Annotated in this window: 24 protein-coding genes and 2 tRNA genes; 5 read left to right on the top strand and 21 right to left on the bottom strand. The window is 62.2% G+C overall.

All coding sequences use genetic code 11. The features are described 5' to 3' along the window. Positions 1–33 precede the first annotated feature (33 nt). On the top strand, positions 34–228 hold the full coding sequence (locus J2X54_RS04775) for a type II toxin-antitoxin system VapB family antitoxin (RefSeq protein ID WP_310178486.1): 195 nt from the start codon (positions 34–36) through the stop codon (positions 226–228). Further along, positions 225–614, top strand: coding sequence for a PIN domain nuclease (locus tag J2X54_RS04770; protein WP_310178484.1), 390 nt, complete (start codon positions 225–227; stop codon positions 612–614). The genes J2X54_RS04775 and J2X54_RS04770 overlap by 4 nt, the downstream gene beginning before the upstream one ends. A 22-nt stretch (positions 615–636) precedes the next feature. Here J2X54_RS04770 and J2X54_RS04765 read toward each other — a convergent pair whose 3' ends face one another. From J2X54_RS04765 to J2X54_RS04735, 7 genes are all read right to left on the bottom strand, one after another. Beyond that, positions 637–2,325 carry a peptide chain release factor 3 gene (locus J2X54_RS04765; protein WP_310178482.1) on the bottom strand — a complete coding sequence of 563 codons (1,689 nt, stop codon included), beginning with the start codon at positions 2,323–2,325 and terminating at the stop codon, positions 637–639. A gap of 182 nt (positions 2,326–2,507) precedes the next feature. After that, positions 2,508–7,178 (bottom strand): PilC/PilY family type IV pilus protein, encoded by a 4,671-nt coding sequence (locus tag J2X54_RS04760; protein ID WP_310178480.1) that lies wholly within the window; start codon positions 7,176–7,178, stop codon positions 2,508–2,510. A gap of 2 nt (positions 7,179–7,180) precedes the next feature. Next, positions 7,181–7,750: a PilX N-terminal domain-containing pilus assembly protein gene (locus J2X54_RS04755; RefSeq protein ID WP_229255217.1), complete on the bottom strand. Its 570-nt coding sequence runs from the start codon at positions 7,748–7,750 to the stop codon at positions 7,181–7,183. Continuing rightward, positions 7,747–8,946 carry a PilW family protein gene (locus J2X54_RS04750; RefSeq protein WP_310178478.1) on the bottom strand — a complete coding sequence of 400 codons (1,200 nt, stop codon included), beginning with the start codon at positions 8,944–8,946 and terminating at the stop codon, positions 7,747–7,749. The genes J2X54_RS04755 and J2X54_RS04750 overlap by 4 nt, the downstream gene beginning before the upstream one ends. 4 nt (positions 8,947–8,950) lie before the next feature. Continuing rightward, positions 8,951–9,439, bottom strand: coding sequence for a prepilin-type N-terminal cleavage/methylation domain-containing protein (locus tag J2X54_RS04745; protein ID WP_229255216.1), 489 nt, complete (start codon positions 9,437–9,439; stop codon positions 8,951–8,953). After that, on the bottom strand, positions 9,436–10,080 hold the full coding sequence (locus tag J2X54_RS04740; protein WP_310178472.1) for a prepilin-type N-terminal cleavage/methylation domain-containing protein: 645 nt from the start codon (positions 10,078–10,080) through the stop codon (positions 9,436–9,438). The genes J2X54_RS04745 and J2X54_RS04740 overlap by 4 nt, the downstream gene beginning before the upstream one ends. Then, the gene (locus J2X54_RS04735; protein WP_070246215.1) at positions 10,068–10,496 is read right to left on the bottom strand and encodes a type IV pilin protein; all 429 of its coding nucleotides are present in this window, start codon (positions 10,494–10,496) and stop codon (positions 10,068–10,070) included. Before J2X54_RS04735 ends, J2X54_RS04740 begins: the two co-directional genes overlap by 13 nt. Positions 10,497–10,662: 166 nt before the next feature. On the opposite strand from J2X54_RS04735, the gene J2X54_RS04730 reads away from it, so the two are divergent. After that, positions 10,663–10,896, top strand: a complete 234-nt coding sequence (locus tag J2X54_RS04730; protein ID WP_310178467.1) for a hypothetical protein — start codon at positions 10,663–10,665, stop codon at positions 10,894–10,896. A 9-nt stretch (positions 10,897–10,905) separates the two neighbouring features. Here the strand turns inward: J2X54_RS04730 and J2X54_RS04725 are convergent, their stop codons facing one another. Both J2X54_RS04725 and J2X54_RS04720 read right to left on the bottom strand, forming a co-directional pair. Then, positions 10,906–11,961, bottom strand: a complete 1,056-nt coding sequence (locus tag J2X54_RS04725) for a HAMP domain-containing sensor histidine kinase (RefSeq protein ID WP_310178465.1) — start codon at positions 11,959–11,961, stop codon at positions 10,906–10,908. Next, on the bottom strand, positions 11,958–12,650 hold the full coding sequence (locus J2X54_RS04720; RefSeq protein ID WP_310178463.1) for a response regulator transcription factor: 693 nt from the start codon (positions 12,648–12,650) through the stop codon (positions 11,958–11,960). Before J2X54_RS04720 ends, J2X54_RS04725 begins: the two co-directional genes overlap by 4 nt. A 210-nt stretch (positions 12,651–12,860) precedes the next feature. Between J2X54_RS04720 and J2X54_RS04715 the strand changes: the two genes are divergently transcribed. Continuing rightward, positions 12,861–13,667: a Crp/Fnr family transcriptional regulator gene (locus J2X54_RS04715; protein WP_310178461.1), complete on the top strand. Its 807-nt coding sequence runs from the start codon at positions 12,861–12,863 to the stop codon at positions 13,665–13,667. A 106-nt stretch (positions 13,668–13,773) separates the two neighbouring features. Here J2X54_RS04715 and J2X54_RS04710 read toward each other — a convergent pair whose 3' ends face one another. From J2X54_RS04710 to J2X54_RS04655, 12 genes are all read right to left on the bottom strand, one after another. Next, positions 13,774–15,234, bottom strand: coding sequence for a CHASE3 domain-containing protein (locus J2X54_RS04710; RefSeq protein WP_310178458.1), 1,461 nt, complete (start codon positions 15,232–15,234; stop codon positions 13,774–13,776). Positions 15,235–15,386: 152 nt separating this feature from the next. Continuing rightward, entirely contained in the window at positions 15,387–16,019 is a 633-nt protein-coding gene (locus tag J2X54_RS04705; protein WP_026636903.1) for a response regulator transcription factor, read from the bottom strand. Between the two features lie 158 nt (positions 16,020–16,177). Then, positions 16,178–16,597 (bottom strand): MerR family transcriptional regulator, encoded by a 420-nt coding sequence (locus J2X54_RS04700; protein WP_310178452.1) that lies wholly within the window; start codon positions 16,595–16,597, stop codon positions 16,178–16,180. A 16-nt stretch (positions 16,598–16,613) separates the two neighbouring features. Beyond that, positions 16,614–16,961, bottom strand: a complete 348-nt coding sequence (locus J2X54_RS04695) for an integration host factor subunit alpha (RefSeq protein ID WP_070246228.1) — start codon at positions 16,959–16,961, stop codon at positions 16,614–16,616. A gap of 168 nt (positions 16,962–17,129) precedes the next feature. Then, positions 17,130–19,556, bottom strand: a complete 2,427-nt coding sequence (pheT, locus tag J2X54_RS04690) for a phenylalanine--tRNA ligase subunit beta (RefSeq protein WP_310178449.1) — start codon at positions 19,554–19,556, stop codon at positions 17,130–17,132. Positions 19,557–19,735: 179 nt separating this feature from the next. Next, entirely contained in the window at positions 19,736–20,755 is a 1,020-nt protein-coding gene (gene pheS / locus J2X54_RS04685) for a phenylalanine--tRNA ligase subunit alpha (RefSeq protein ID WP_070246232.1), read from the bottom strand. Positions 20,756–20,850: 95 nt separating this feature from the next. Beyond that, a complete protein-coding gene (gene rplT / locus J2X54_RS04680; protein ID WP_026636905.1) occupies positions 20,851–21,210 on the bottom strand; it encodes a 50S ribosomal protein L20 in 360 nt (119 codons plus the stop codon). Positions 21,211–21,236: 26 nt separating this feature from the next. Then, the gene (gene rpmI, locus J2X54_RS04675; RefSeq protein ID WP_026636906.1) at positions 21,237–21,434 is read right to left on the bottom strand and encodes a 50S ribosomal protein L35; all 198 of its coding nucleotides are present in this window, start codon (positions 21,432–21,434) and stop codon (positions 21,237–21,239) included. 310 nt (positions 21,435–21,744) lie between these two features. Then, positions 21,745–22,266, bottom strand: coding sequence for a translation initiation factor IF-3 (infC, locus tag J2X54_RS04670; protein WP_071651575.1), 522 nt, complete (start codon positions 22,264–22,266; stop codon positions 21,745–21,747). Positions 22,267–22,306: 40 nt separating this feature from the next. Continuing rightward, a complete protein-coding gene (gene thrS, locus J2X54_RS04665; RefSeq protein WP_310178436.1) occupies positions 22,307–24,214 on the bottom strand; it encodes a threonine--tRNA ligase in 1,908 nt (635 codons plus the stop codon). A gap of 303 nt (positions 24,215–24,517) precedes the next feature. Beyond that, positions 24,518–24,594, bottom strand: a tRNA-Val gene (locus J2X54_RS04660). A 47-nt stretch (positions 24,595–24,641) separates the two neighbouring features. After that, a tRNA-Val gene (locus J2X54_RS04655) sits at positions 24,642–24,718 on the bottom strand. 141 nt (positions 24,719–24,859) lie between these two features. Between J2X54_RS04655 and J2X54_RS04650 the strand changes: the two genes are divergently transcribed. Continuing rightward, entirely contained in the window at positions 24,860–25,816 is a 957-nt protein-coding gene (locus J2X54_RS04650) for a cation diffusion facilitator family transporter (RefSeq protein WP_310178434.1), read from the top strand. Positions 25,817–25,875 lie beyond the last annotated feature (59 nt).

Genomic DNA, 25,875 nt, shown 5'->3' with positions numbered 1-25,875 from the left:
AGATACGGCTATATTTGCCGAAGGAATTGAGCAATGACCATTCATATCGCCATCGATGAAGATTTGATCACGGCAGCGCTGCGCGCGACGGGATTAAAGACCAAGCGCGAGGCAATCGAGCTCGGCTTGAGAACACTGGTGCGATTGCATCAGCAGGCAGAGATTCGTCAACTGCGTGGCAAACTCATTTGGGAAGGCGACCTTGACGACATGCGGACCCACAGATGATCCTCGTCGATTCCAGTGTATGGATCGATTACTTCCACGGAATTTCCAGCAGGCAAGCCGATACGCTGGATGAGCTGCTTGCAAGCGAAATCGTCGCGACTGGCGACCTGATTCTTACCGAAGTATTGCAAGGCTTTCGTCATGCGCGTGATTTCAAGCGCGCCAAAAGCCTGATGACATCTTTATTGATTGTCGACGTCGCGGGTTCGGACGTGGCTGTCAAGGCAGCGGAAAATTTCCGTACGCTGCGTGCCCTCGGCATCACGGTTCGTAAAACCATCGACACGATCATCGCGACCCGCTGCATCGAGAGTGGCTACTCCCTGCTATACAGCGACAGAGATTTCAATCCTTTTGTGGCGCACCTCGGACTACGTGCTGCCTGAAGCAGGCAGCACGTCTACCTCATTACACCAGCTTCGCCGAATGCTCACGCGTAGCGTGGAACTGCAGCTTCGGCCAGCGTTCCTGCGTCAGGCGCAGGTTGACGCCCGACGTGGCCAGGTAGGCCAGGTTGCCGGCGGCGTCGTAGGCGACGTTGTGGCCCAGTGCATCTTCGAAGTCGGCCAGCGCCTTCTTGTCGTCGCTCGATACCCACCGCGCGCTGCTGATGCTCGTGCCTTCGAACACGGCATCGACGCCGTATTCGTTGAGCAGGCGGCTGGCCACCACCTCGAACTGCAGCACACCGACCGCGCCCAGTACCAGCTCGCCGCCCTGCACCGGCTTGAAGACCTGCACCGCGCCCTCCTCGCCCAGCTGCTGCAAGCCCTTGTGCAGCTGCTTGATTTTCAACGGGTTGCGGATGCGCACCGAGCGGAAGAAGTCCGGCGCAAAGTACGGGATGCCGGTGAAGGTCAGCATCTCGCCTTCGGAAAAACTGTCGCCGATCTGCATATTGCCGTGGTTGGGCAGGCCGATGATGTCGCCGGCGTACGCCTCTTCCACCTGCTCGCGCGACGATGCCATGAACGTCACCACCGACGACACCTTGATCTCGCGACCCAAACGCAGGTGCTTGACCTTCATGCCGCGCTCGAAACGTCCCGAGCACACGCGCAAAAAGGCGATGCGGTCGCGGTGGGCCGGGTCCATATTGGCCTGGATCTTGAACACGAAACCGGTGAACGGCTGCTCTTTCGGATCGACTTCACGCACGGTGGCGTTGCGCTCGCGCGGGGCCGGGGCCCAGTCCACCAGCGCCGACAGGATCTCGCGCACGCCGAAGTTGTTGATCGCCGAACCGAAGAACACCGGCGTTTGCACGCCGGCGAGGAATTCTTCCAGGTCGAACGGGTGCGAGGCGCCCTTGACCAGTTCCACTTCCATGCGCAGCTGATCCATCTCGAGCGGGAACATCTCGGTCAGGCGCGGGTTATCGATACCTTCCAGCACTTCGAAGGCGCCGTCGGCCTTCTCTTCACCGGCCTTGAACAGCATGATGGTATCGTTGAGCAGGTGGTACACACCGCGGAAGTTCTTGCCCATGCCGATCGGCCAGGTCACCGGCGCGCACTGGATTTTCAGCACCGATTCGAGCTCGTCGAGCAGTTCCAGCGGATCGCGGGTTTCGCGGTCCATCTTGTTCATGAACGTGACGATCGGCGTATTGCGCATGCGGCAGACGTCAAGCAGCTTGATGGTCTGCGCTTCCACGCCCTTGGCGGCATCGATCACCATCAGCGCCGAGTCCACTGCGGTGAGCACGCGGTAGGTGTCTTCCGAGAAGTCCTGGTGGCCCGGGGTGTCGAGCAGGTTGACCACGTGATCGCGGAATTCGAACTGCATCACCGACGAGGCGACCGAAATGCCGCGCTGCTTCTCGATTTCCATCCAGTCGGACGTGGCGTGGCGGCCCGATTTGCGGGCCTTGACGGTACCGGCCATCTGGATCGCGCCCGAGAACAGCAGCAGCTTTTCGGTCAGCGTGGTCTTGCCCGCATCCGGGTGGGAGATGATGCCGAAGGTGCGGCGGCGCTGCACTTCGCGCGCGATCAGCGCCGGCGTCTTGGCGCTGGCGGCGCTGGAGGACGGTGCGCCGTCGTCGTTAATTTCGCCGCTATTCTCGGGTATTACGTTTTCGATATCGTTGGACATTTATTCGCGATCTGAAGCTAATGCTTGATTTAAGTGTTCGCCAGCCCTGGACGGAACATACGTCATTCCAGCGAACGCGGGAATGACGGCTTGGTGGTCGGCGGCCGGGACTTCCGGCGGGGGCCCGCAAAACCCTCGATTTTACCGGGAGATGCCACTCTCGTGTGAAATTTCCAGCCCCGTCACTCTCCCCTGACCCGGCGCCACCCCACCCTGTGCGCCTCGGCCGACACCTCCTCCACCCCGCGATCGGTCTTTTTGGTGCCATCGGCCAGCGTGGTGATGATTTTTTGCTGGCCATCGGGCAGGCGCACCACCACGTACCCCACCGCCGCCGAAGCGCTCGACAGCGTGATCCCGGCCGGATAGTTGCGCACCGAGTGGCCATTGCACACGTTGAGCTGGTAAAGGTTGCTCGAGCCACCCACCGAGCACGACGACGAGGAAGTCGGCATATTGGTGACCAGGTTGGCCACGCCGTTGATGATCTGCGGATCGAGGTTCATCCGCTCGCCCGCATTAAGCGAAAAGTCCAGGTACCAGCCGTCGCGCTGGGCCAGGTCCACCGCGTTGTCGGTGATCGCATAGACAGGCGAATTGGTGTCGTCGCTCGGCAGGCTCAGTAACTGCCGCACCATCGTCGGTCCGCGCACATTGACGGTGGCGCCGCTGTCCTTGACCACGTACAGGCTTTGCTGGTCGGTATTGGACGTATCGGGAATATCGAGCAGCCGGCCCGTGCCCCACAGGACCATGCGCTGGCCCTGCAGCACGGTGCTGGTCACACCGTTGCTGGTGCTGGTGGCGGGAACGCCGCACAGCGTGACGTCGGGCCGGGTGGTGATCGGTTTCAGGGCGCCGGCATCGCCCATCTTCAGCACCGCCACCGTGCCATTGGTGGCGGTAAAGTCGAAGCGCCACATCTGGCCCAGCAGGTCGCCGCCGTACACGTAGGTCGCGCGTGGGTCGGTGGCCGGATCGTTCGAGATGGCCGTGATGCGGGCCAGGCCCGAGGGCGTGGTGGTGTCGCCGGAACCGGTGGGCACTTTTTTCAGCAGCTCGCCCGTGTAGGCGTCGAGTACATACAGGTAGCCCTTGCCATCACCGCCGGCCACGCCGTCAATGCCGGGCACGTTGTTGTAGCCGGATGTCAGGAATACCACCCAGCGGCCGTCGGCCAGCGTGCCGAACTGCGGGTTGCCGAAGGTCAGACCGATATCGGCGTCGCTGCGCGCACACACGCTGGCGTCGGCGCAGAACTCCCACAGCTGCCTGGGCGCGGCGTGGGTGTCGGTGATGTCGAGCGCGTAGTAACCGCGCCCGCCGTCGTTCAGGCCCGCCACCATGATCGTGCGCCACTGCTGGGTGGCGCCGATGGTTACCTTGACGTCCGCCACCTCGGGCGAGCCGTCGGTCGTGTACTGGTGGTTGGTGCCGTAGGTGCTGCTGGCCAGCCCGGGCAGCTTTTTCATGGTGATGCGCGGCACGTAGGCCCACAGCTCGTTGCCGGTCGTGCCATCGAACGCGTGCAGCATGCCGTCGTTGGCGGCGACGAACACGGCGCCGCGCCGGAACAAAGGGTTGGCAGGATCGATACGGGCATCCTTGAAGGCGACGTAGGTGGTATCGGGGTAATCGGCCAGCGGCGCCCGCACGTAGGCTGGCTTCGACGAGGCGATATCGCCCAGCACGATCGGCAGCGGCCCGGTGGCGCCGGCCGGCGTGGCGGGCGTGATGGCGTAGCGGCGGAAGCGCACGTCGTCGGCGTGCTGCTGCTGGCCGCGCAGCCAGTTGACCATGTTGGCGCCGTCGTTGACGATGGCCTTGTCGGCGGTGGACAGCTGGGTGCATTGCGCCAGCACGCCGCACTTGTTGCTGAACCAGCCGGCCATGGCGCCGCTCATGTTGGCAAAGGTGAACGACAGCGCATCGCTGCCGACCGTGCCGGCCGGGTTCATCATCACGATGGTGCGGGTGTCGGTGGCAGCGGCCACCTGCCGGCCCAGCGTGGCATGGCTGCTCCACACCGGCGCCGTGTTGGCGGTGCCGGTGGTGATGTTGATCTTCTGGTCCAGCAGTTCGCCGAACCATTTGACGGTGGTGAAGGTGCTGGAAAAGATATCGTTGTCGGACTGGGTCACGTTGGGCGTGGACGTGGCGGCAGCCGCCGCCGCGCCGCTGCGGATCTGCATGTTCGACAGCGCCTCGCTCAGGCCATTGACCACATCGCGCGGCTCCTGTGCGCTGAAGTATTTGCCGTGGCCGTTGATGGCGGCATGCCACAGGTCGTCCACCCGCTCCTGCACCGTGTTGGCCGAGACCCCGGTCTGCGGATCGGGCCACACGTAGGGGCCGTTGTTGTTCCACGGGCAGCCCGTGGCGGCGGCCGTGACCAGGTTGTAAAAGTCGCCGCCGGTACGCGGCGCCGTGTCGTAATTGGGCTCGTAAGTCATTACGCCGTCCACGCCCAGGCCCAGCGTGTAGGTGTTCATGTGCAGGTGGGTGTTCTCGCCGGCACCGGCTGGCACCGAGCCAGCCTTGGTCATGTCTTCCAGGTCGCGCCGCAGCGACGTGGTGCCGGTGCTCGAACCGCCGTTGTACCAGTGCAGGGCCACGTCCGCGATCGACGGCTGCGCCTGTGCCCGCGCATCGACACAGCCACGCGCCTGGGTGCAGAAGCGCGAGGGATTGGCGACGTTGTCGTTGCTGGTCACGTTGGCCGTGCTGCTGCCGTTCCAGTAGCCGTCGGTGGTGAGTATCAAAAAGTTTTGCTGGCACGGGTACTGCACCACTTCGGCGCCGGCATCGTACGCATATGGCGACAGGTTGGCGAACATGCGGCCGACGTTGTCCATCGCGGTGCGGATGGGCGTGGCGCCGGACGATGTGGTGTTGTACAGCAGCGAGTACCAGCTCTCGCGCGCGCTGCCGGTAAAGTCGGCCGGTTTGAGCTCGACGGCGCCACCCGCACCTGCCGTGGACAATTTGACGTAGCCCACCTTGTAGTTGCTGGTGATCGGCGAGAAGGCAATGCCCAGCGACGTCTTCATCATTTGCAGCCGGCTCTTGTAGTACACATACCAGTTGGCGAAGTTGGTCATTTCCTCGGCGTAGGTGCAGCTGGCGCCCGCGCAGTCGATACGGTCGGCAGCCTTGGGATAGGTGCGGCCACTGACGATGTTCACGCGCACGAAGGGATTGGGCGCGCCCAGGCCGCCCGAGATCGAGGCCGTGGTCGTTGGAACGGCGTCGCTGACGGCCGGCGCATAGCCGCTGGTGGCGCCGCGCACCCAGCTCAGGCCGCCCTGGTTGTCGATGGTGAAGTTGCTGATGGCCGCGTTGTTGGACGTGACGCCATAGTTGATCAGGCAGACGTTGAGATTGGACAGCCCCGGGCACAGCGCGTTGCCGCCAACGTAGGCGCGGATATTGCCGCTAGTGCCGATCTTGCCGGCGATGGCATTGGCCGCGTACGCCGCACTGCGGTTGAGGCCCAGGTCGAGGTAACTGGGGTTGGCGAACACGCCATTGCCGATCAGGGTGGTCGAGCCGAGCGCCAGGTTGCGTACCAGGGCGTTGCGGGTATTGGACGTATTGGCGCCGGAAAACGTGATCACCGAGCGCGCCGGCGTGGCGGCGGACACCTGCACCTGCGGCGACGTCACCGTCAAGCCCCAGCCCTGGCGGCTGAGATCGTTGACCACCACGCAGTTGGCCAGGCTCTTGGTATTGCCCACGCAAATCAGGGGCACGACCGCCACCACATTCTCGGCGCCGATGGTGATGCCGAACAAGCTGCATGCCGGCACGCTCGACTGTCCGGTCGGGGTCTTGACGCACGCATACATCTGCCGCAACGAATTGTTGGGCGTGGCGATGATGGCGGCAGCCAGCGCGCTGGCCATGGTCTGCTGCTTGAAGGCGGTGTTGGTGCCGGTGGGCGCGGTGACGGTGTTGGCGATCAGCTCGCTCGTGTTGCCCTGGGCATCGGTCAGGGTGACATCGCTGATGCCCAGCGACGTGGCGGTAGCCGAGGCGCCGATGGCAATGGTGCCGTAGGCGGCCAGCGCGCCGGTCGGTTGCGAATACGCCGGGTAAATGAAATTGCCCACGCGCTTGCCCTGGCACTGGGTCAACTGGCGGTCGCTGCACCAGCGCACCTTGACCGGCACCGGGTAGCCGGGCGGCGCGTTGGCGCCGATGGCGGTGGACACGCAACTGCGCAAGGTGTCGTCGGCGCAGTATTGCCCTACGCCGATGGTGTAGTAGTACGGGGCGCCGGTGGCGGCGTACGGGGTCTGGTACAGCAGGTCCGGGTAGGTGTAGCTGGACGTATTGCTCTGGCAGGTCAGGTTGTTATTGATGATCACGCACCAGCGCAGGTCCGGGAAATCCGTCACCAGGTTGATGTTGCCGTTGACGCTGTTGCCGGCCAGGTCGGCGCGGCTGACGCCATAGCCGTCGCTACTGACCGACGTCCAGTTGCTGGTCGTGGCGGCATTTTGGACCGGGTAGGCACTGCCGTCGGCGCGCAGCGGCACCGCGTAGCGGATCTGCGGGTTGTAGTACTGCTTGTTGAAGTCCGGGCTCATGAACGGCGGATGGCCGACCGTGCAGGCCCTGGTGCCGAACGCCAGCCTGATGCTGCTGCGGCACAGGTTATCGTTGACATAGTCGGGCGTATAGGTCTGGTCCATCGAGCCGGAGTTATCGAACAACAGCATCAGGTTGGGCTTGACCGTGCCGGTGCCGGTGATATTGAGCAGCGGCACCTGGGCGATCTGGGTTTGCGCGGCCATGGCCGTCCCCGGCAGCAGCGCAAGGAAAAATAAGATCTGTAGCAGTTTTTTCATGGTCATGGTCCTTTCAGCACCACCGCCTGGGTTACCACGTTGCCGCCACGAGGACCGTTGATACGCGCTGTCACCACGTAGTGCAGCTGTGGCTGGGTGGTATAGCGGGCGCTGCCCAGCCCCAGCGAACTGCCGAATGCCACCGGGGTGGGCGCGTTGGGCCGGGCCGAGGTCTTGATGCAGGTGTTGCCGTTGTACGGTCCGGTAAAGTCGCACTGGCGATGGATCACGTATTCCACCCGGTCGCCAGCCGCGTTGGGATCCATGATGACGGAACCGGTCCAGAACGCTGGCGTGCTCACGGTCCAGGTGGAATTCAAGGTGGCCACGTAGCCTTGCGCGGCCTGATTGTTTTCGAGGTCGGCCTTGTTGACCACCGTGCGCAAATAGGCAAAGCCGGCGTGCAGGCCGGCGTCGGCAGCCTTGGCCAGCGCCGAATCGTAGGCCAGGTTGGCCGTGGTGAGCGCGCTCGACGTACTGGACTTGATCAGGTAGATGCCGCTGACCATCATCACGGTCAGCATGATCAGCATGATGGGCAGAGCGATGCCCTGTTGATGGCGCTGCATCATGGCCGCCACTGGGCGTTGCGGATCGGCACAATGGTTTCGAACACGCGGTAGCGGTAGCACTTCCAGTCCACCGGGTCGCCGGCCACCGCCACGTTGACCTGCATCGGCACGGCCGCCACGCTGGCCGGCGCCGCTTGTTCGAACACCGTGGGCAACACCGTGGTGGCGGTGCACGCGCCGTTGGCGGCCGGACGCTCGGTGCTCTTGCTGCGCGCCACCACGGCCAGCCGTACCGCCCCCACCCGCTGGTAGTCGCCGGCGCCGCCGACCAGGCCGTCGCCGTCGGCATCGATCATGGTGGCGCTCCAGGCGCCGATGCGCATGCCGCTGGCCGTGGTCTCCCCCCAGCTGCTGTTGCCGGGCGTATTCGGGTTGTAATTCGGCACGGTACGGTTGTCGAAGCCATACTGCGCCTTGAGCGAGACGATGTTGTCGCTCACCGAGGCGCCATTCGCTTCCGAGCCGGGCATGTCGGTGGCGCGCAGCAGCAGTACGCCCGCGCTGACCGACCAGGTGTGGAAATGCAGACGGTCGGCGCTGCCGAGGTTGTACAGGTAAGCCAGGTTGAGCTCGTAGGGCACGCCAAGGCCCGCCTGCGGATTGAAGCGGAACTGGTCGCCGGTGGCGATCGTCAAGCGGTTGGCGGAGGACTGGCCGCTGCCGGTGCCCGACATCTGCATCACGGTGCAGCGCGCGCCGGCGGCCGCGAGCGGGGCCACCACCAGCACGTCGCCCACATTGAAATCGTAGGGGCTGTTGCTGTCCACCGCGATCGAGCTTTCGCCGGGCGTGTAGTTGGCCGCGAGCTTGACCGAGCCGATGCCGGTTTGCGACGTGCCGCTGTAAAACGTCACCAGGTCGGGCGCCGCGCCGCGCGACTCGATCACCACGGGCGCCAGCGGCGTGATGTCGAGGCCGCCGCGCTGGGCCACGGCCATGCGGAAACCACGGCTGTCCGAAAACTCGGTATTGCAGCCGGCCAGCATCGGATCGTTCAGGCCCCAGCCGGCGTCACCGGCATCATTGCTGAGCGAATACAACGCCAGCATGCCGTTCTGCATCGCGTCGGAACCGCCCACCGCCGCATCCTTGGCCTTTTCGCCGCCGACCACCAGGCGCGTGGCAAAGGTGATCGCCAGCAGGCCGATCACGATGCTGACCATCAGTTCGACGATGGAGAATCCGTGGCGGCGCATGGGGTCAGTTGGCAATGTAGGCGGTGACGACATGGCGGTTCTGCGCACCGGCAGCCTTGCGCTGCCAGGTAATGCCGATATCGACTTGCGACTGCCGGGTTTGATCCTGCACCCGCACCGTCAGTTTGGCGCCTGGAATCGCACGCTGCGTTTCCAGCACCCATGGCGCCAGAAAGCTGTTGGGCGTGGCACCGGCGGCCAGGTTGTAGCTGGCCAGGTTGGGGATGTCGGTATTCATTACCCCCAGCAGTTTCTCGGCCGCCATGGTGGCCTCGGCGCGCATGCTGGCATCGGACAGCGCCGCGTACGCGCGCGCTTGCAGGCCGATCATGCCCAGCAGGCCAATGCCGAGGATGACGACGGCGATCAACGCTTCGAGCAGCGCAATGCCGGCCTGGCGCCTGGCGTGCCGGCCTGGCGCCGGCGGTGCGCTGGCAGCTGGTCCGGGCGGCATGGTGGCGCAGCGGCTGGTGTGGCGGCTTGGAATCGTCATGGCGGGCACCCGCGACTGTCGCTGCGGGCCACGGCCGGATTGCACTTGACGGGCATGCCGGCCAGGGTCACCACCAGCGCCACCGGCGGCACGTCGGCGGCGTAGGCGCTGGCCGGGATCAGGCGCAGGCTGGAAAGCCGGTTGCCGACCACCGGATCGACCCAGCCAAGCGCCGTGTAGTAGACCTGGGTGGCGCCATCGGGCACGATGGCGGGCACCAGCACCTCGCTCGGCGGCAAGGAGGTCGCCGCGCGGAACACCGACTTCCAGCCGCCCGCCCCTTGCGGATCGGCAGCCGACGCGGCGGCCGTGGTGGACCAGGCGCCGGCGGCGTCGGTGCAGCGCGCATTGGGCGTGGTAAAGCAGATATCGACCTGCCAGTCCATCTGGCCGGTGGTCACGTTGGGCGTGAGCGAAATGCGGCTGTGGCTGTTATGAGCAATGGCCTGGCGCCGCGCCAGGCTGAAGCCATCCGCATAAAACTCGCTGGCCGCGCGTGCGCGGTTGGCCAGCAGCCAGTGGCTGGCACTGGGGATGCCCACGGCCAGCATGATGCCGATAATGGACACCGTCACCAGCAGCTCGATCATGGTCAAGCCGCGCTGGGTGGCGGTAGCCGTGAAGGGGCTCAGTTGGAACACGTACCGCCCTTGTGATCGACCCAGCACGACGTGCTGGTACCCCAGCCGTCCGGACTGGCGGTGGTGGCGCGGGTGCCGTTCTGGTCGATGGTGTAGATGAAGCCGGCGGTCTTGCCGGCGCCGGTGGCGACGAGCTTGTAGCCGGACGCGCTGGCGTCGGTCAGGGTATAGGTGAAGTTGTCGGTCTTGGCAGGAAAACCGGTGGCGGCGGCAAAACCGTCATAGGTGCGGTTGTTGGACCAGAACTGCTCGGCGGCAGGCTGGGCGCCACCCAGCGCGGAAAAGGCTTCGCTCAGGCGGCTGCGGGTGACGTAGTCAGTGTACAAGGGAATGGCGACCGCCAGCAGGATGCCGATGATGGCGACGCTGACCATCAGCTCGATCAGGGTGAAGCCGCGTGGCTTTCGGGTGTGCATGGCTGTCTCCGTGGGGCTTGGCTTTTGGAAACAGTGTAGCCGGGCAAGCTTGCATTTCCCTGAGGGAATGCTGACGGATTGCTGACAAGCGTATGATAAATCCACAGGAGCTGTCCGTTACCCGTCACTGGCAGTCCCGGGACATGTCAACGCGGTGTGCTCCCACGTGGACGTTCCGGTCTATTGCCCAGTGCTCGCCTACGGCTTCCCGCTGCCGTTCCTCGCCGACAGCCAGGGTATCGCCCCGGTCGGTTCGGTTGCCCGGAATCCTTTGGCGCTGCTGATCGGTGTGGATGACATCTTGTGGCAGCGCTTGATTGTCTCCGGCGCGTTCTGGATGCTGGTGGTGTCTGCAATCAGACTATGGTGGAAGCGCCGACAGCGTAAGCTGCCAGAGTAACGCACTTTCTCAAGGAAACCGCACCTCGAACACAGCGCCTATGCCGCCCAGTCCATCCCCCACCGTCAACGCCGCCCCATGCACCGTGGCGATATCGCGCACGATCGCCAGGCCCAGGCCGCTGCCATGCGATTTGTCGTCGAGGCGCACGTATCGGCTGAAAATGTCGGCCCGGCGCGCCAGCGGAATGCCGGGACCGTCATCCTCCACCGCGAGAAAACTGCGTTCATCCCCAACCCCGCAGCGCACCGTCACCGTACCTCCCGCCGGCGTGTAACGCAGCGCGTTGTCGATCAGGTTATCGATCAGGTCGCGTAGCAGGAAGCGGTCGCCCGTCACCGGCGCCGGCTGCAATTCGAAGCCGAGGTCGATGCCCTTGCGGACGGCTTGCTCGACGAACAGCTGGATCGCTTCGCCTACCAGGGCGTCCAGCGCCAGCGGTTCGAGCCGGGCTTTTTCGAACTGGTGCGGTTCGGCCCGGGCCAGCGACAGCAGCTGGTTGGTCTGCCGTATCATGCGCTCGGTGGCGGCCTGCATCAGGCGCACCGATTGCGCCGTCTCTGGCTCGGCGTGGCGCGCCTGCAGCCACTCGAGCTGGGTTTTCAGGCCGGCCAGCGGCGTGCGCAACTGGTGGGCGACATTGGCCAGGAAGTCCTGGCGCGCCCTGGCGCCCTCGCCTACTTTTTCCAGCAAGCCGTTCATGGCGGTCACGACCGGCTCGAGCTCGGATGGCACGCGCGCCGGATCGAGCGGGGCCAGCTCGTCGGCTTCGCGCGCGCCCAGGTCGGCGCGCAGACGATGCAGTGGCCGCAGGCCGTTGCTGACCGAAAACCAGATCAGTCCCACGCTGGCCACCGCAAACACACCTTCCATCAGCAGCAACGCGCGCAGCACGGCCTGGCGCAACTGCTCCTGCTTGCGCGCGGCGTCGGCCGAGGCCGGGACTGTGGCCGTGAGCGGCGTGGGCAGCGAGGCCAGCTTGTAAGCCAGCATTCCGCCCGCCAGGTTGATCAGCAAGATGGGGCCGATCAGCCACTTGAGTAGCCGCAGCCGGATGCTGGTCATGGCGCGGTGTCGGCAGCCGCGGCCGGCGCGGGTTCGAGCATATAGCCGAAGCCACGGATGGTGCGGATCGCCACGCCCGCGTCGGCAATCTTCAGGCGCAGGCGTGACACATACACTTCCACCGCGTTGAGGGTGAGATCATCGCCCCACGGCAAAATCGCTTCGATGATCTGCTGCTTGGAAACCACCCGGGCGCCGTGCTGCAACAGGTATTCGAGCACGGTCCACTCGCGCACCGACAAGTCCACCACGCGCTCGCCCACGCGGGCGCGGCGGGTGGCGCAGTCGAGCGTGAGCGCGCCCATGGCCAGCACCGCCGGCGGTTCGCCGTGGCGCCGCGCCAGCGCCCGCACCCGCGCCACCAGCTCGGCGCTGGCGAACGGCTTGACCAGGTAGTCGTCGGCGCCGATTTCCAGGCCGCGCACGCGGTCTTCGATGGCGTCGCGGGCGGTGAGCAACAGCACCGGCACCCGGCCGCCGCGCGCGCGCAAGCGCCGCACCACCTCGAACCCATCCATGCCGGGCAGGCCGATATCGAGCACCACCACCTCCGCCGTATCCGGCCGCTGCAACAGCTGGTCGGCGGCCAAGCCGTTATCGACCACCTGCACCGTCATGCCCTGCGCGCCCAGTACCCGGCACAGGCCGTCGGAGATCACGCTGTCGTCCTCCACTACCAGTATTTGCATGCTGTGCGCCGTAATTGTTGGATATATGCATTATGCGCCCGTGCAGGGTAGAAACCTACAGTGCCCTGTAGGAGAAGGCCTACAGGCCCTTGTAGTCCAAGCCTACAGAGGGGCGCCCCCTCGTCTTATGTTCGGGAATTAACATTGGCAATACAGTGTCACCTGTACGTGAGGTAAGTCACACAATGCATTAATTAAGTGAGGAAAAACATGATCAACGTCCAAAACAACGCCACCATCGCACCGGTACCGCGCCGCCTTCCAGCTGGCGCCGACCATGTCACGGCGTCGTCGCGGCCCGTGGTCAGCTATAGCGGCACCCAGCAAAACGAATTGCTGGCCGCCCTGCCGCGCGACGTGCTCGAATCGCTGTTCGAACACCTGGAACTGGTCACGATGCCTTTCGGCAAAGAACTGTTCAAGTTCGGCGGCACCATGGATTACGTGTACTTTCCTACCACCGCGATCGTCTCGCTGCTGTACGTCATGGAAGACGGCGCCACCACCGAGATCGCCGTGGTCGGTCACGAGGGCGTGATCGGCGTCTCGCTATTCGATGGCGAGCGCGCCATGTGCAGCGCCGTCACCCAGGCCGCCGGTTACGGCTACCGCATGAAAACCCAGCACCTGCGCGCTGCGTTCAGCCAGGGCGGCGCCCTGCCTGCGCTGCTGATGCGTTACAACACCGCGCTGTTCGCGCAGATGGCGCAGAACGCCGTTGGCGGCCGCCACAGTTCGATCGAACAGAAACTGTGCCGCTGGCTGCTCGACCGCCTCGACCGTTCGCCAGGCAACTCCCTGAAGGTGACACAGGAAATGATTTCCATCATGCTCGGCGTGCGCCGCGAAAGCATTACCGCCGCTGCCGGCAAGCTGCAGGACGAAGGCCTGATCACCTACCGCCGCGGCAATATCACCGTGCTCGACCGCTCGGCGCTGGAAGCCTATGCCGGCGAATGCTACAAGGTCGCCAAGACCGAGTATGATCGCCTGCTGGTCGATGTCGGCCGCTGCTGACAGAAAACCTACTGCGCGTCTCGCTATCGCCGCTCCATTACTTACCTTCAGCGTACCTCCGTACGCCTCCGCTACTCCCGACGATATCGAACCGCTCGCTACGGTTTTAAGCTGCCGGCGCTGCCCGGCGGTCTACCATCTCGAAGACGGGCGCTGCCCGTCTTTCTTCTTGTGGCGCCACGTTGTCACGCACGGGGATCGCCACCTCGATGCAGGTGCCGCTGTCGTTGCGTCCGCGCCGGATATTCAAGGTACCACCCAGCAACAAGGCGCGTTCGCGCATGCCCAGCAAACCGTGCGACATCGGCTTGGCGATATTGGCTGCCGAAATGCCTACGCCGTCATCGATGATGCGCAGCATCAGCCCTTCCTGGTTACGGTTGAGCATGACCGACACCCGGCTGGCCTTGGCGTACTTGCGGATATTGTTGAGCGACTCCTGGACGATGCGGAACAAAGCAATCGACAAGTCGCCGGCATCGCGCGTGAGCAGTTCGATCTCGTCATCGACGTCGCAATCGCAGCGCACCGACGCCATCCGGCTGAACTCCTGGCAGTAGCTCTCGATGGCCGCGCACAGGCCCAGGTTGTCGAGCAGGCTAGGCCGCAGGTTTTCGACGATGCGGCGCTTCATTTCCACCACTTCCACCAGCGAGCCACGCGCCCGCTTGAGCCGCGCCGCCAGCTCGGGATCGGACTTTTGCAGCTGCATGGTCACCGCCGCGATATCCATGTTGATCGACGTCAGGTGGGCGCCGATCTCGTCGTGCAGCTCGCGTGATAGCCTGACCTTTTCCTCCTCGCTGATGCTGATCAGGTGGCGCGACAGGACCGACAACTGCTCGGTGCGCTGTTCGACCTGCGACTCCAGGCTTTCGTTGGCCATTTTCAGCGCGTGCTCGGCCTCGGCGCGGGTGGCAAAGCTGCGCCCCACCAGCTGGTAGAACATGATCAGCACCACGATGGCCACGGCATTGATGCCCATACCCAATATCACGGCCTTCTGGTATTCCTCGTAGAACATGGCGCTGCGCGCCTTGAGCGTTTCGTTCTGCTCCTGTTCCATGATCACTACTTGCAGGCGGATCTCGTCCATGCTGGCGCGGCCGTCGCTCACGCGCGCGATCTTGACGATCTCGCTCAAGCCACCCTCGCGGTAGACATCGAGCGACTGCGTCATGATGGTCAGGCGGCGGCGCACCAGGGTTTTCAGTTGCGCCAGGTTTTTGAGTTGATTGGGATTATCGGACAGCAGCTTTTCCAGCTCGCGGAACTCCGCTTCGCTCTCGGCCAGGGCGGTGCGCGTGGGGCCCAGGTAGGCGTCGTGGTCGGACAAGAAATAGCCGCGCATGCTGCTCTCGGCATCGAGCACCAGCACGTTCAGGTATTGCAGACGGTCGGCCACGCGGGCGGTCTGGCCGATCAGGACCTGGGCGCCACGCAGCGCCTGCAGGTTGTGGAACAGGCTGAACCCGTTGACGATCAACAATAAGGCGCAAGTGACGCACAGGACAGTCTTGTACAGCGGCAAACGACGATGCGGCGCTGAATCGACGGTGAAATACATCCTCTTCCTTCAATCAGTGGGGCGACGGCGCGCCCAAGCCGATCAATTATAGACGGGAAGTAAGATTAGTGCGCACGCGAACAGTGCGGGGAGAAAAGAAAGCAAGCCACCTGGACCACAAGGAATTTCCCGGTGGAATCAGGTGAGATTGTTTAGTCAAGCAGATTGTTTTTCATGGCGTAGTAGGTCAGATCGCTATTCGATTGCATGCCCATTTTTTCCATGATGCGGGTACGGTAGGTACTCACGGTTTTGATGCTGAGCGACAGGGCCACGCCGATATCGGACACAGTCGCACCACGCGCCAGGCGCAAGAATACCTGGAACTCGCGGTCGGACAATTCCGTGTGCAGCGCCGTGTTGGGATCGCGGTCGAAGCTTTGCGCCAGCAGTTCGCCGACGGTGGAGCTGACGTAGCGGCGGCCCTGGTACACGGTGCGCACGGCGGTCATCAGTTCGTCCGCCTCGCACTCCTTGTTCAGGTAGCCATTGGCGCCCATCTTGAACAGGTTGAGTGCGTACTGCTGGGCCGGATAGCCGGACAGGATCAGCACAGGAAGGTCGGGCTGGCCTTGTCGGATGGTGCGCAAGGTATCGATGCCGCTTTGATCTGGCATGGCGATATCGAGCAACAGCACATCGCAGATTTCGCGGCGCGCGATGTCGAGCGCTTCACGCCCGGTACCGGCTTCCGCTACCACGTCGAAATCGTCCGAAGACGAAAAAATCTGTTTGAAACCTGCTCTTACTATTTGATGGTCGTCACAAATGGCAACGCGTATCATTGTTTCCTCTCGTCGTGTCCGGCATACACGCGCTGGGCGCGGGCCGAACTTCACGCCACCGTATTTCAGCAGTCGCTGACTTATTAAATAATATTGAAAGTATATCAGCAATCACACTTCTGACGTATTGCCCGCCAGCGGTGCGCACCCTCGTGGGGTTATTGCCCTTGCCTGAGCAGACCGAGAATATCGAGCAGTTCGCTGCGTATCAATTCACGGTCCAGCGGCACAGCAATGTCCTCTGGCGCCACGTCGTTGACCGGGGCTTGTGCATCATACTCTTCCTGTAAGCCGCCATAGGCACGGCTGTCGAGTTTATTGCGTGCGCCGCTGATGGTGAAGCCTTGTTCATACAACAGTTCGCGGATACGGCGTATCAGCAGCACTTCGTGGTGTTGGTAATAGCGGCGGTTGCCGCGCCGTTTCACTGGCTTGAGCTGGGTGAATTCCTGCTCCCAATAACGCAGCACGTGCGGCTTGACGCCACACAGCTCGCTCACTTCGCCGATGGTGAAGTAGCGCTTGGCGGGGATCGGTGGCAATGCCACCAGCTCGGACTTGGCGGGACGATCGTTCATCAAGAATCAGCTTGGGTCAGGCGACACGCGCCATCGGATTACTCTCTTCGACCATGCCCTTGAGTTTTTGGCTGGCATGGAAGGTCACGACACGGCGCGCCGTGATGGGAATTTCTTCCCCGGTCTTGGGATTGCGGCCAGGACGCTGCGGCTTGTCGCGCAACTGGAAGTTGCCGAAGCCGGACAGCTTGACCGCTTCACCGCGCTCGAGTGCGTTACGGATTTCATCAAAGAAGGTTTCCACCATGTCTTTGGCCTCGCGCTTGTTCAGGCCCACTTGCTCGAACAGCAGCTCGGCGAGCTCCGCCTTGGTCAGCGTGGGCAAATCTTTTTCGGCATCCTGGCGTACCTTGGCCACTTGCATGGCCCGGTGTAAATCGGCAGCCAATGCTGACTGGAGTACGGCGGAATCAACGTCGTGATTATTAATTTTCCTGCCCTGCCTTCAAAAACGCATGAGGCCGGCCAAATGGCCGGACTCCCGGATGATAAAAGAAACGTATGTGCTTATTTGTGCCAGCCCGCTATGCTATCACGCCCGCAGACGCGCGCCATGTTTGTGCTGTGCGGCACTTCCCGCTGCAGCCATGATGGCCTCGACAACATCGTCTTGCAGGGTGTTTTGAGTATCTTGTAAGCTAAAGCGGAAAGCAAGCGATTTCTCGTCCGCTTCCAGACCCTTGCCGCGATATTCATCAAACAAAACAATGGCTTGCACCAACCGGGCCTGCGGACTTGCTTGCACTGCGGCATGGAAAGCGTCGAGCACATCTTGCGCGGCCACGCCCTGCTTGACCACCACCGCCAGGTCGCGCGTGGCGCCGGGGAACTTGGAGATCTCTGCGTACTCGGGCACCGATCGTTGCTGCAAAGCATACGCATCGACTTCGAACACCACTGGCGCATTGGGCAGCTCGTATTTCTGCATCCAGCGCGGGTGCAGTTCGCCGATGAAGCCGATCACCTGGCCGTTCAACAGTACGTTGGCCGAGCGACCCGGGTGCAGCGCCGGGTGCTCCGCTTTCTCGAAACGCAGGATTTGCGGTGCAAACAGGTGCTCGAGGTCGGCTTTCAGGTCGAAGAAATCGACCGCGCGGCTGTCCTGGCCCCACTGCTCGTCAACATTGCTGCCGTACGCCATCGCGGCCACGCGCTTGGGCTGCAGATAGCCTGCCACGCTGAGCGGGCCGTCGGCCACGCTGTCGTCACGGCGATAGATCGCGCCGACTTCGAACACGCGCACGCGGTTGGTTTTGCGGTTGAGGTTGTAGCGGACGTTGGCCACCAGGCTGCCCACCAGCGTCGAGCGCATTACGCTCATCTGGCTGGCGATCGGGTTTTGCAGGGTGATCGGGTTGCTGTTGCCGCCGAAGTCCTGCTCCCACGCCGCTTCCACGAAGCTCATGTTGACCACTTCCTGGAAGCCCAGGTCGGCCAGCTGGTGGCGCACGGCGAACAGCGAACGGGTGTTTTCCGGCGCGATCACCATGGTGTTGGCTGCGATTGGTGCGACAGCGGGAATGTTCTCGAAGCCGTACACGCGCGCCACTTCCTCGATCAGGTCTTCCTCGATTTCGATGTCGAAGCGGTAGCTTGGCGCGGTTACCGAGAACACGCCGTCTGCCAGGGAGAACGGCAGCGCCAGGCGCGTAAAGATGTCGGCAATCACTTTATCGTCGAGCGGCACGCCGATCACCTTCTGCGCGCGCGCGGTGCGCAATTGCACTGGCGAGCGCTGCGGCAGGTTGACGACCTTGTCGTCCACCGGGCCCACTTGCGTGGTGGCGGTGCCGCAGATCTCGACCAGCAGCGCGGTGATGCGCTCGATGTGTTCGACCACGGTGGCGTAATCGACGCCGCGCTCGAAGCGGTGCGCCGCGTCGGTGGAGAAGTTGAACTTGCGGGCGCGGCCCTGGATGGCGCTCGGCCACCAGAACGCCGCTTCCAGGTAAATAGCGTCGGTCTCGAGCGACACGGCGGTGGAATCGCCACCCATGATGCCGGCCAGCGATTCGATCTGCTGCTCGTCGGCGATCACGCCGACCCACTCGTTGAGGGTGACGGTGTTGCCGTTCAGGAGCTTGAGGGTTTCGCCTTCCTTGGCCCAGCGTACGTCCAGGCTGCCGTGAATCTTGGCCAGGTCGAACACGTGGCTCGGACGACCGAGTTCCAGCATCACGTAGTTGGAAATATCGACCAGTGCCGACACCGACCGCTGGCCGCTGCGCTCCAACCGCTGCTTCATCCAGTCCGGCGTGGCAGCCTTGGCGTTGAGATTGCGGATCACGCGGCCGGCAAAACGGCCGCACAGGTCCGGCGCCGAAATTTTTACCGGCAGCACTTCGTCGCTGGTGACCGGCACCGGGGTAAACGTCGGTGCGGTGAGCGCCACGCCGGTCAATGCCGACACTTCACGGGCCACGCCCAGCACCGACAGGCAGTCCGCCTTGTTCGGGGTGAGCTTGATGGTGAACTTGAGGTCGTTCAGTGCGTAGTAGTCGCGGAAGTCCTGGCCCACCGGCGCATCGTCCGGCAGTTCCAGCAGGCCACTGCCCTCTTCCGACAATTTCAGTTCCTTGGCCGAGCACAACATGCCTTGCGACTCGACGCCGCGCAGTTGCCCTACCTTGATTTCGAACGGCTTGCCATCGGCGCCCGGCGGCAGCACGGCGCCAGCCTTGGCGCACACCACGTGCAGGCCCGGGCGCACATTCGGTGCGCCGCAGACGATGGTGAGCAAGGTGCCGGTGCCGACATCGACCTGGCAGACGTTGAGGCGGTCGGCATTCGGATGCTTGGCCATGTCGCGCACCAGGCCGACCACCACGTTGGAGAACGGTGGCGCGACCGGTTCGACCTCTTCCACTTCCAGGCCGGACATCGTCAGCAGGTGGGCCAGTTCGTCCGAAGTCATCTTCGGGTCGACCATGGTGCGGAGCCAGTTTTCGGAGAATTGCATAATCAAACTTTCTAGTTGTTTGTACCCGCGACCTTCGAGCCGTCATTCCCGCGCACGCGGGAATCCATGCTGAGCCGACTGAACAAGCGCTCTATGGATCCCCGCGTTCGCGAGGATGACGGTGCGAGCGCCGGCGATCTCGGTTGCTGGCGCAGGCACAGTCAGGGATTTATCTCGTCTTAGTTAAACTGCTTCAGGAAGCGCAAATCGCCTTCGTAGAACAGCCGCAGGTCGTTCACGCCGTAACGCAACATGGTCAGGCGCTCGAGGCCGGAGCCGAACGCGAAGCCGATGTATTTTTCCGGGTCCAGGCCGAAGTTGCGCACCACCGACGGGTGCACCTGGCCGGAACCGGAAATCTCGAGCCAGCGGCCCTTGAGCGGCCCCGAGCCGAAGGCGATGTCGATCTCGGCCGATGGTTCGGTAAACGGGAAATACGACGGACGGAAGCGCACTTGCAGATCGTCGGTCTCGAAGAAGGCCTTGACGAAGTTCAGGTAAACGCCCTTCAAGTCGGCAAAGCTGATGTTCTCGGCGATCCACAGCCCTTCCACTTGGTGGAACATCGGCGAGTGGGTGGCGTCGCTATCGACGCGGTAGGTACGGCCGGGCGCGATCACCTTGATCGGCGGCGTGTGGCTGCGCGCGTAGCGCACCTGCATCGGGCTGGTGTGGGTGCGCAGCAGCAGCGGCTTGCCTTCGCTGTCGTTACCGTCGATATAGAAGGTGTCTTGCATCGAACGGGCCGGGTGATTTTCCGGGCTGTTCAGTGCTGTGAAATTGGTCCAGTCGTTTTCGATCTCGGGGCCGTCGGCCACATCGAAACCGATCGAGCGGAAGATCTCTTCCACCCGTTCCCAGGTACGCATGACCGGGTGCAGTCCACCGCCGGCGCGTCCGCGGCCTGGCAGGGAGACGTCGATCGCCTCGGCGTTCAAACGCGCTTGCATCTGGGCGTCGGCCAGCGCGTCGCGCCGGGCCGTGAGGGCTGCTTCGATCTGCTGCTTGGCAGCGTTGATCAGGGCGCCTTGCGCCTTGCGGGCTTCCGGGTCGAGCTTGCCCAGGCCCTTCATCAATTCGGTAATCTGGCCGGTCTTGCCCAGGTATTTGGCTTTGGCGTTTTCCAGTGCGGCGGCGTCGTCTTGCGCAACCGTGAAGTCCTGCACTGCTGAGGCAACGAGTTGTTCCAGGGAGTACATGCGTTTCTTATCCTCAATCAAAAACGGGGCACAGGTTCACACCTTTGCCCCGTCCTTTACGCTGCCCCGCGAAGGGCCGCATCATCAATCAGTGCTTACGCAGCGATTTGTGCTTTGACTACGTTGACAATCGCAGCGAACGCTGGCTTGTCCATTACTGCCATATCGGCCAGGACTTTACGGTCCAGTTCGATTGCAGCTTTCTTCAGACCGTTCATGAATACGCTGTACGTCACGCCATGCTCACGGGAAGCGGCGTTGATACGGGCGATCCACAGGCGGCGGAAGACGCGCTTCTTGTTACGACGGTCGCGGTAGGCGTACTGGCCAGCGCGCATGACTGCTTGCTTGGCAACACGGTAAACCTTGCTACGACGACCACGGTAACCCTTGGCCAGGTTTAAGACTTTTTTATGACGGGCACGAGCTGTAACCCCACGTTTTACTCTAGGCATAGTAACTCCTTAAATTGAGTGTGAGATTAAGCCGATGGCATCATGCGCAGAACCGATTTCACGTCTGCCGCATCGACATTGGTGATACCGCGCAGCTGGCGCTTGGATTTGGTGGTTTTCTTGGTCAGAATGTGACGCTTGAAAGCGTGGCCACTCTTAACAGTTCCACCCGGGCGTACGCGAAAACGTTTTTTCGCGGAGCTCTTGGTTTTCATTTTTGGCATAGATATTCTGTCGTTTTACGGACAGCTCCATATCGAAACAGGATTACAGGTGGTAACTACGTTACGCTTAGATGCCTGCTCTCACTTGTTTGTGCAGCGGATGCGAGTCCACTACATTGACTACAGCCGGCGATTATAGCCGGTTTGAAGCAACTGTGCAGCAAAAATCGCTGACTTGAAAAACGTCATTCCGGCTTGCAAAAACGTCATTCCCGCGAAGGTGGGAATCCAATGCCGGCGAGCCACGTTGACTCAGGCAAAACTGGATTCCCGCCTGCGCGGGAATGATGAAGCAACCGCTAGCGGCGACTTATTTTTTCTTCTTGGGGGAGAGGACCATGATCATTTGGCGGCCTTCCATTTTCGGGAACTGCTCGACCTGGCCATGTGGCTCGAGGTCGGCTTTCAGACGTTCCAGCATACGGAAGCCAATATCCTGGTGCGCCATTTCACGGCCGCGGAAACGCAGCGTGATCTTGGTCTTATCGCCTTCTTCGAGGAACTTGATAAGGTTGCGCAGCTTGATATTGTAGTCGCCATCATCGGTACCCGGACGGAATTTGACTTCCTTCACGGAGATGATTTTCTGCTTCAATTTCGCCTCGTGAGCCTTCTTCTGCTCCGAGTACTTGAATTTGCCGTAGTCCATCAAACGGCAAACCGGCGGGACCGCCGTAGGGGCGATCTCGACCAGGTCGACGTTTGCCTCTTCCGCCAGGCGGAAGGCTTCGGCCAAAGTCACGATACCGAGTGCTTCGTTATCGACCCCGCTCAAACGCATTTCGGGGGCAGTGATTTCGCCATTGATGCGATGCGACTTGTCAGTAGCTATGGTGATTCCTTTTTAAAATCTGAGAATAAGGCGCGTGCGATCAGGCTTTGTTGGCGATGTCTTGCGACAGTCGCTCGATCAGGGCATCGACGGACATGACGCCCAGATCGACATTGCCCCGTGCCCGCACGGCCACGGTATTGGCATCCCGCTCTTTGTCGCCCACCACGAGGATGTACGGCAGTTTTTGGACGGAATGTTCACGTATTTTATAGTTTATTTTCTCGTTGCGCAAATCAAGCTGCACGCGGAACCCGGCCCGACGCAGCTTTTCGGTTACTTCGCGCACATAATCAGCCTGCGCATCGGAGATGTTCAAGACCGAAACTTGCACCGGCGCCAACCACGCCGGCAGGGCGCCCGCATAGTTTTCGATCAGGATGCCGATGAAACGTTCCATCGAACCGACGATTGCACGGTGCAGCATGACCGGCACCTGGCGCGTGTTGTCGGCCGCCACGTACTCGGCGCCCAAACGCTCCGGCATGAAGAAGTCGACCTGCATGGTGCCCACCTGCCATGGGCGACCGAGCGAATCCTTCAGGTGGTACTCGATCTTCGGACCGTAGAAGGCGCCCTCGCCCGGCAATTCGGTCCAGCTCACGCCGCAGGCGCGCAGGCCCGAGCGCAGCGCTTCTTCCGCTTCATCCCACACTTCGTCGGAACCAATGCGGTTATCCGGACGCAGCGCCAGTTTCACTTCGATATTATGGAAGTGGAAATCGGCATACACCTCCATGGCCTGGGTGTGGAATGACACCACTTCCGGCTCGATCTGCTCGTGGGTACAGAAGATGTGGCCGTCATCCTGAGTAAAGCCGCGCACGCGCATGATGCCGTGCAGCGCACCCGAAGGCTCGTTGCGGTGGCACTGGCCAAACTCGCCGTAGCGCAGCGGCAGGTCGCGGTACGAACGCATATTGCTGTTAAAGATCTGCACGTGGCCCGGGCAGTTCATCGGCTTCAACGCATACGAGCGGTTTTCCGACTCGGTGACGAACATGTTTTCGCGGTAATTGTCCCAGTGGCCGGTCTTGGCCCACAGGCTGGCGTCGAGAATTTGCGGCGCCTTCACTTCTTGGTAGCCGTTGACCTGGTACTTGTGGCGCATGTATTGCTCAACCTGCTGCCAGATGGTCCAGCCTTTCGGGTGCCAGAACACCAGGCCCGGCGCCTCGTCCTGGAAGTGGAAGAAGTCCAGCTGCTTGCCCAGCTTGCGGTGGTCGCGTTTTTCCGCCTCTTCCAGCTGGAACAGGTACTGCTCCTGGTCTTCCTTTCTGGCCCAGGCGGTGCCGTACACGCGCTGCAGCATTTCGTTCTTGCTGTCGCCGCGCCAGTAGGCGCCGGCCAGCTTCATCAGCTTGAACACCTTCAGCTTGCCGGTCGATGGCACGTGCGGCCCACGGCACAGGTCGGTGAAGCCGCCTTCGCTGTACAGCGAGACGTCCTGGTCGGCCGGGATCGAGGCGATGATTTCAGCTTTATAAGCTTCGCCGATCGACTTGAAGTAGGCCACGGCCTCGTCGCGCGGCAAGACACGGCGCGTGACCGGCTCGTCCTTCCTGGCCAGTTCCGTCATTTTCTTTTCGATCGCCACCAGGTCATCGGGCGTAAACGGACGCTTGTACGAGAAGTCGTAGTAAAAACCGTTCTCGATCACCGGGCCGATGGTCACTTGCGCATCCGGGAACAGTTCCTTGACGGCGTAGGCCAGCAGGTGGGCGGTCGAGTGACGGATCACGTCCAGACCCTCGGGGTCTTTATCGGTGATGATGGCCAGGTCGACGTTTTTCTCGATCAGGTGGGAAGTATCCACGACTTTGCCGTCGACCTTGCCGGCCAGCGCGGCTTTGCCGAGGCTGGTGGCAATGCTGGACGCGACCTGGGCAACGGTGACGGGACCCTCGAACTCGCGGGCGGAGCCATCTGGAAGGCGGACTGAAATCATGAAGTTCTCCCTGTGGGCGCATGGCGCGCCTGTTGGTACATTGAATTAAAAAACGCGGACGAAAAAAAACGCGGACTAGCCGCGTTTTCTCTTTTTTTGAGCAAAAAGGTTCCCGTTCGACTAGCGTCACTCCCAAAGCTTGGTAGTAGTTCGCGGTGTCATAACCGGGATGCCTTTCTCGCTCTTACATGAAGGGCCGACTCAAAACGACCGCAGCTTCGTTGCACCACCTTGCCGTGCAACCGCACTGTCTGCGGTGTTGCGCCTTGCCGCGCTCATTTTGAATCAGCCTCATTTGAATTCTGGTGGGCGGTGAGGAATTCGAATCCCCGACCCCTTGGATGTCGACCAAGTATTCTAACCAGCTGAACTAACCGCCCTTTTGCACTACATTTTACTGCGCTTTTTACTGCGATACTGCGAATTCTGGTGGGCGGTGAGGAATTCGAATCCCCGACCCCTTGGATGTCGACCAAGTATTCTAACCAGCTGAACTAACCGCCCGAAGACCAGCATTATAGAGAGCGAAAAGCAGAATGACAAGAGGCTTTCATAGGAAAGATTTACGGATTGCACGATGTCGATAGCACACGCTGTCCCTGCTTCCAGTAAACTGCCTGTATCTATTCATACACAAGAACCGCCATGTCCTTAGATAGCCGCGCCGCCTCCCCGTCTTCCCATCTGCACGAGCACCGCAGCGATGACGCCAAGTACAAGCACGTCAGCGTGCAGCGCAGCCAGAAAGTGCTGGCCTGGGCGCTGCTGCTTACGCTGAGCTTTGCGGTGGTGGAAGCGGTGACCGGTTTCATGGCCAATTCGCTGGCGCTGATCTCGGACGCGGGCCACATGGTGACCGACGCTGCCGCGCTGGGCCTGGCGCTGCTGGCGCAAATCATTTCCAAGCGACCACCGTCGGCGCGACACTCGTTCGGCTTTGGTCGCGCCGAGGCGCTGGCAGCTTTTGTGAACAGCCTGGTGCTGCTGGTCCTGGTGGGCTGGATCATGTTGGAGGCGGCGCAGCGCTTTTCCAAACCTGAAGAAGTGCACGGCTCCACCGTGTTCATCGTCGCCGGCATCGGCCTGGTGATCAACCTGCTGCTGGCGTGGATGCTCTCGCGCGGCGACAGCAATATGAATACGCGCGCGGCGCTGGTCAACGTGATGGGCGACCTGTTCGGTTCGGTGGCGGCGCTGGTCTCGGGCGCGGTGATCTATTACACGGGCTGGATGCAGGTCGATCCGCTGCTGTCGCTGTTCGTCGCGTTACTGATACTGCGCTCGACCATCGGCGTGCTGCGCGAGTCGTATCACTTCCTGATGGGCGGCGTGCCCGAACCGATCGACTACCTGGCCGTGGGCGCCGACCTCGAGCACATCGACGGCGTGTGCTCGGTGCACGACCTGCACGTGTGGGACATGTCGCCGGGTGAGCCGGCGCTGATCGGCCACGTGGAGATCGTCGAATTGCAGCGCTGGCCTGCGATCCTGCAGGCGATCAAGGCGATGCTGCTCGAGAAGCACGGCATCGACCATATTACCTTGCAGGCGGAAGTTCCCACTTCAGGGTCAGTGCCTAATGCCGCTAAGTTAAGCTCTTAGCGGCATTTTTCTTGTAAACGACTGCCGGAAGTGTTAACTTTCTGCACGATGCTATCAGA

Origin of the sequence: Duganella sp. 3397 (genome assembly GCF_031456625.1) — a bacterium.
Taxonomy (GTDB): Bacteria; Pseudomonadota; Gammaproteobacteria; order Burkholderiales; family Burkholderiaceae_D; genus Rugamonas; species Rugamonas phyllosphaerae.
The sequence above is the reverse complement of the archived record's forward strand: the minus strand, read 5'-3'. Positions and strand labels throughout refer to the sequence as shown.

Excerpts from the sequence above, each read along its gene's own strand:
- J2X54_RS04775 (WP_310178486.1), top strand. The coding sequence starts at position 34 with ATGACCATTCATATCGCCATCGATGAAGATTTGATCACGGCAGCGCTG.
- rpmI (WP_026636906.1), bottom strand. The coding sequence starts at position 21,434 with ATGCCAAAAATGAAAACCAAGAGCTCCGCGAAAAAACGTTTTCGCGTA.
- J2X54_RS04695 (WP_070246228.1), bottom strand. The coding sequence starts at position 16,961 with ATGCAAGTGGCCAAGGTACGCCAGGATGCCGAAAAAGATTTGCCCACG.
- rplT (WP_026636905.1), bottom strand. The coding sequence starts at position 21,210 with ATGCCTAGAGTAAAACGTGGGGTTACAGCTCGTGCCCGTCATAAAAAA.
- J2X54_RS04755 (WP_229255217.1), bottom strand. The coding sequence starts at position 7,750 with ATGATGCAGCGCCATCAACAGGGCATCGCTCTGCCCATCATGCTGATC.
- J2X54_RS04705 (WP_026636903.1), bottom strand. The coding sequence starts at position 16,019 with ATGATACGCGTTGCCATTTGTGACGACCATCAAATAGTAAGAGCAGGT.
- J2X54_RS04745 (WP_229255216.1), bottom strand. The coding sequence starts at position 9,439 with ATGACGATTCCAAGCCGCCACACCAGCCGCTGCGCCACCATGCCGCCC.
- J2X54_RS04650 (WP_310178434.1), top strand. The coding sequence starts at position 24,860 with ATGTCCTTAGATAGCCGCGCCGCCTCCCCGTCTTCCCATCTGCACGAG.
- J2X54_RS04735 (WP_070246215.1), bottom strand. The coding sequence starts at position 10,496 with ATGCACACCCGAAAGCCACGCGGCTTCACCCTGATCGAGCTGATGGTC.
- J2X54_RS04770 (WP_310178484.1), top strand. The coding sequence starts at position 225 with ATGATCCTCGTCGATTCCAGTGTATGGATCGATTACTTCCACGGAATT.
- J2X54_RS04710 (WP_310178458.1), bottom strand. The coding sequence starts at position 15,234 with ATGTATTTCACCGTCGATTCAGCGCCGCATCGTCGTTTGCCGCTGTAC.
- J2X54_RS04700 (WP_310178452.1), bottom strand. The coding sequence starts at position 16,597 with ATGAACGATCGTCCCGCCAAGTCCGAGCTGGTGGCATTGCCACCGATC.
- J2X54_RS04720 (WP_310178463.1), bottom strand. The coding sequence starts at position 12,650 with ATGCAAATACTGGTAGTGGAGGACGACAGCGTGATCTCCGACGGCCTG.
- J2X54_RS04765 (WP_310178482.1), bottom strand. The coding sequence starts at position 2,325 with ATGTCCAACGATATCGAAAACGTAATACCCGAGAATAGCGGCGAAATT.
- J2X54_RS04725 (WP_310178465.1), bottom strand. The coding sequence starts at position 11,961 with ATGACCAGCATCCGGCTGCGGCTACTCAAGTGGCTGATCGGCCCCATC.
- pheT (WP_310178449.1), bottom strand. The coding sequence starts at position 19,556 with ATGCAATTCTCCGAAAACTGGCTCCGCACCATGGTCGACCCGAAGATG.
- pheS (WP_070246232.1), bottom strand. The coding sequence starts at position 20,755 with ATGTACTCCCTGGAACAACTCGTTGCCTCAGCAGTGCAGGACTTCACG.
- J2X54_RS04715 (WP_310178461.1), top strand. The coding sequence starts at position 12,861 with ATGATCAACGTCCAAAACAACGCCACCATCGCACCGGTACCGCGCCGC.
- J2X54_RS04760 (WP_310178480.1), bottom strand. The coding sequence starts at position 7,178 with ATGAAAAAACTGCTACAGATCTTATTTTTCCTTGCGCTGCTGCCGGGG.
- J2X54_RS04750 (WP_310178478.1), bottom strand. The coding sequence starts at position 8,946 with ATGCGCCGCCACGGATTCTCCATCGTCGAACTGATGGTCAGCATCGTG.
- thrS (WP_310178436.1), bottom strand. The coding sequence starts at position 24,214 with ATGATTTCAGTCCGCCTTCCAGATGGCTCCGCCCGCGAGTTCGAGGGT.